The organism is Geodermatophilus chilensis, from assembly GCF_002802985.1.
In the GTDB taxonomy this organism is placed as follows: Bacteria; Actinomycetota; Actinomycetes; order Mycobacteriales; family Geodermatophilaceae; genus Geodermatophilus; species Geodermatophilus chilensis.
The window spans coordinates 1-4,231 of the sequence record NZ_NVPT01000264.1 but is presented as its reverse complement, the minus strand read 5'-3'; the positions used below and the strand labels follow the sequence as shown (position 1 = coordinate 4,231).

General features: G+C 77.0%; 4 protein-coding genes and 1 pseudogene. 2 read left to right on the top strand and 3 right to left on the bottom strand.

Features of this window, described 5'->3' with window-relative positions:
* Positions 1–299: hypothetical protein (locus CNO22_RS28035; RefSeq protein ID WP_198588616.1), on the bottom strand; the 299-nt coding region annotated here is incomplete at its 3' end.
* 432 nt (positions 300–731) lie between these two features.
* Between CNO22_RS28035 and CNO22_RS25855 the strand changes: the two genes are divergently transcribed.
* Positions 732–1,679: a nucleoside hydrolase gene (locus CNO22_RS25855; protein WP_100502113.1), complete on the top strand. Its 948-nt coding sequence runs from the start codon at positions 732–734 to the stop codon at positions 1,677–1,679.
* Here CNO22_RS25855 and CNO22_RS25850 read toward each other — a convergent pair.
* Positions 1,676–2,362 carry a GAF and ANTAR domain-containing protein gene (locus tag CNO22_RS25850; RefSeq protein ID WP_100502112.1) on the bottom strand — a complete coding sequence of 229 codons (687 nt, stop codon included), beginning with the start codon at positions 2,360–2,362 and terminating at the stop codon, positions 1,676–1,678. The genes CNO22_RS25855 and CNO22_RS25850 overlap by 4 nt on opposite strands.
* 156 nt (positions 2,363–2,518) lie before the next feature.
* On the opposite strand from CNO22_RS25850, the gene CNO22_RS25845 reads away from it, so the two are divergent.
* Positions 2,519–3,010, top strand: coding sequence for an ATP-binding protein (locus tag CNO22_RS25845; RefSeq protein WP_232807364.1), 492 nt, complete (start codon positions 2,519–2,521; stop codon positions 3,008–3,010).
* 354 nt (positions 3,011–3,364) lie between these two features.
* Here CNO22_RS25845 and CNO22_RS25840 read toward each other — a convergent pair.
* Positions 3,365–4,231 (bottom strand): annotated as a pseudogene (locus tag CNO22_RS25840) (GTP-binding protein HSR1); the annotation flags it as partial.

Sequence of the window (4,231 nt, the reverse complement as noted above, 5' to 3'; positions counted from 1 at the left end):
AAATGTGTATAAGGGACAGGGACCAGACGGCGCAGCCGCGCCCGCAGGCCCGGACGGGCCGCCGGGGCGGGGGCCGGCGCGGTAGGGACCGGCGCGGCGGCCGGCGCCGGGGTGGAGGCCGGCGCCACCGGTCGGGGGCGCACGGCCGGGACGGGGACCGGGCGGACGACGGCCGGCCGGCGGGCCGCACCCCTGCGGTGCAGCGCCGCCCGGCCGGGCCGGGACCCGCTGCGGGCGGGCAGCGGCTCGGCCCGGTCCAGGACGTCGAGCAGGCCGCTGAGGGTCAGGTCGTCGGTCACGCGCGACGGACGCGGAGCCACTGCCCGGTCGTTCGCCATGACGTCCTCCTGAGGTCGGTGCCGCAGTCGCTGCGGACAGGGAGAACGGTAGGGACGACGGCGCCGCGCGACGGCCTCCTGCGACACCCGCTGGAGGGCGCGTGACCGAACCGTTGCGGTGGCCCTGCGCGGCGGTCGGTGACCTGCCTCACCGAGCGACCCCGAGTCGACAAGATCACCGGTCCTGAGCGTGGCACGCGCCGGTCAGGGCGTCGGTCACCTCGGGAGGCGACCGGACGCGCCCGGCGTGTCGGGTTCCCGGACTCCCCGGTCCGTGGAGTCGCCCGGCCCCGCCGGGACTCGACCGGTCACGGACCAGGCCGCACCGCGCGCCGACCGGGCCGGCACCCGGCTGCACCGGGGGCCGACCGCCGCGGCTGACAGGATCGGGCCGTGGCGACCCCCCTCGTGATCGACACCGACCCCGGCATCGATGACGCCCTCGCGATCCTGCTGGCGCTGGCCAGCCCGGAGGTCGACCTGCGGCTGGTCACCACGGTGCACGGCAACGTCGAGCTGGCGCAGACCACCGACAACGCGCTGCGGGTGCTGCACCTGGCCGGGCGCGCCGACGTCCCGGTGGCCGCCGGCGCCCGTGACTCGCTGGTCTACCGGCAGCCCGAGCGGGCCGGCCACGTGCACGGCGAGACCGGCCTGGGCGGCGTCGAGCTGGAGCCCTCGCCGGCCGCGCCGGACCCGCGCCCGGCCGTGGTCGCGATGGCCGAGGTGCTGCTGGCCGCGGAGACGCCGGTGACCGTGGCCGCGATCGGCCCGTGGACCAACGTCGCGCTGCTGCTGGCCACCTACCCCGAGGCCGCCGAGCGGATCGGCCGCCTGGTGCTCATGGGCGGGTCGGCCGGGCGCGGCGGCAACGTCACCGCCGCCGCGGAGTTCAACGTGTGGGCCGACCCGGAGGCCGCCCAGCGGGTGCTCGGCTCCGGCGTCCCCACCGTGCTCGTCGGACTGGACGTCACGCTGCCCACAGTGCTGGACGACGACGGCATCGCCCGGTTCGCCGCGGCCGGGCCGGTCGGGGAGACCGCTGCGGCGATCCTGCGGCAGTACGTCGACCACGCCCGCTCGACCTACGGCACCACCGGGGTCGTGCTGCACGACGCGCTGGCGCTGACCGAGGCGATCGCGCCCGGCACGCTGGGCACCGTGCGGCGGGACGTCGTCGTCGACACCACCCTGGGCGCCGGCCGCGGGCAGACCCTCGTCGACCGGCGCAGCGTCTCGTCGTCCCCCACCGCGGTCGAGGTGGCCGAGACGGTGGACAGCGTCGCTGCGGTCGAGTTCCTGGTCACCCGGCTGGCGGCGCTCGCCCGGTCCGCCCGCTAACGCCGGCGGGTGGTCTCGACGATGCCGCGGGCGATGTCCCGCAGCTTGCGGTTGTAGCGCTGCGAGGCCTCCCGCAGGACCTCGAACGCCGCGTCGGCCTCCAGCCCGCGCTGGGCCATCAGCACGCCCTTGGCCTGCTCGATGACCGCGCGCGACTCCATCGCCATCCGCATGTTGTGGGCGTGCTCGACCAGCCGGTCGTGCGCGTCGGCGTTGGCGACCGCGACCGCGATCGCCTCGGCCACCGCCGTCGCCGCCTTCTCCGACTCGGCGGACGCGAACGCGCCCGGGAGCGTGGAGTAGACGTTCAGCGCGCCGATCGCGCTGCCCTGGTAGGGCAGCGGCATCGACAACGAGCTGCGGACGCCGACGTCGAGCACGCGGGCGGTGTAGTCGCGCCACCGCTGCTCGGTGCGCATGTCGTCGATCCGCAGCACGACACCGGCCCGGCCGGCGTCCATGCAGGGCCCGTAGCCCCGCTCGTACTGCAACTCGTCGGCGGCCAGCGCCATCTCCCCGGTGTGCGCAGCGGTGAAGGCCTTGTCACCGCGGACGAGGGTGATCGAGGTGGACTCGGCGCCGGGGATGGTGCGGGCGGCGATGTCGGTGACCTCGCCGAGCACGTCGTCCAGGCTCCGGTCGGCCAGCACCACCTGGCTCAGGTCGCGCCACAGCTGCTCCACGCGGCCAGTGTGCCCGACGGAGGCCGTCCGGGGGCCCGACCCGACCCGAGCGGGGGCCGCCGCTGCGCGAAAGGGGCCTTTCGGTCAGGATGGGGGCGCGGGCCGGCCGTGGGTCCACCCCGGTCCCAACGCCACCGGACGGCGGAGGAGGTTGCCTTGGGCCAGGAGCCGTGGCCGCACGCACCCGTGCCGTCCCTCGCGGGCGACGTGTGGCACTGGCAGCTCGAGGCGATGCACGTCGTCTCCCGCGTCCGGGCCGACCTGCGGGCGCGCATCGCCCACCCGTCGGTCTGTTCGACGTCCACCGACGACGCCCGCGACGGACTGCTGCTGGTCTTCGAGGAGCTGGCGTCCAACGCGCTGCGGCACGGCGGCGGCGCGGTGCGCGCGCTCGTCGTCGCCGGCACCGACGGCTGGCTGCTCGACCTCAGCGACGAGGCGCCCGACCGCCCGCCGGTCCCCGCCGTCGACCGCGACCCCGCCCTGGGTGGCATGGGCCTGCACCTGGTCGCGCAGCTGTCCACCGACTACGGCTGGGAGAGCCGCCCGGGCCGCAAGCACGTCTGGGCGTTGCTGCCCAACGGCCTGGCGCCCCTGGAGACGCGCCAGGTGCCCGAGCCGCGCGCCGGGGAGCGCCACCGCGACTGAACACATCGTCGCCCTACCGGTCGACACCGCGGCCAGGTGCCGTCCCCGACGTTCGCTGAGCCCCATCCGGGCCTCGTCGCGGGAGCCTCCGGCCCCCACTCCTCGACCCGACACCGCGGCCAGGTGCCGTCCCCGACCCTCGTCGAGCCCCATCCGGGCCTCGTCGCGGGAGCCTCCGGCCCCCACTCCTCGACCCGACACCGCGGCCAGGTGCCGTCCCCGACCCTCGTCGAGCCGCTGCCCGTGTCCCGGCCGGGGGACCCTCCAGGCCCCCGCGACCGGTCCACCCCGGCTCCGTGCCGTCCCGCCTCCCGACGAGCCGTCTCGGAACTCGTCTCGGCCCTCCGGAGCCACCTATCTCCGGGCTCTGGTGACCGCGGCGCAGTAGTGGTCGTGGTCCTCGCGGACCTCGGCCATCGGGGCGAGCACCTCCTCCTGTGCGACGACGTCCACCGCCGCGTAGAGCCGCTGCTCGGCCCGCCGCGCCCGTCGTCGTGCCCGCAGCCCCACCAGCGGCCGGGCCACCAGCGCCAGCAGCGCCCCGGCCAGCAAGCCGCCGACCAGCAGCAGCGTGGGCAGCGGGATCCCCTCCACCCGGGGCAGCGGGACGACGTCGTCGAGCTGGAAGAAGCCGAGGACGACCAGCGCCAGCAGCCACAGCGCCCCCGCGAGCGCGACCAGCGTGAGCAGCCACTGCAGCGCACCCACCGCCCGCTGCCACAGCGGGGTGCGCTGCGGACCGAGGTCGGTGCCGGCAACGGCCCGGTCCAGCCGGTCGGCCAGCTGCTCCTCCGACACCTCGACGGTCCGCCGCAGCTCGTCGCGCCAGGCCTCGGGCAAGCCTTCGCCGGCGGCCTCCCGCGCCGCGCGCACCGCCCGGGTGACCCCGGCCCGCTGGACCGCGCCGGCCTGCGGCAGCGACGTCCGGGCCACCACCCCACCGTCCTCACCGCCGCCGAGGTGCAGCCGCTCCAGCGGGTCGGGGCGCAGCTTCCGGGTCCAGCGCACCAGCGGCCACCCGGTGGCCGCCGTCCCGCTGCGCCGCACGGACCGCTCGACGGCGGTGGTGACCGCGGGCACCCCGGCGGCCTCGGCGAGCGCGTCGGTGAGGTGCTCGCGCTCGGCCCGCCCCACGCCGCCCCCGCCGTCGGCAGCACAGTCCGCCACCAGCGCCGTCGCGACCCCGCCGCCGTCCGCGCTGGTGGCGCCCTGCGCTGCCCG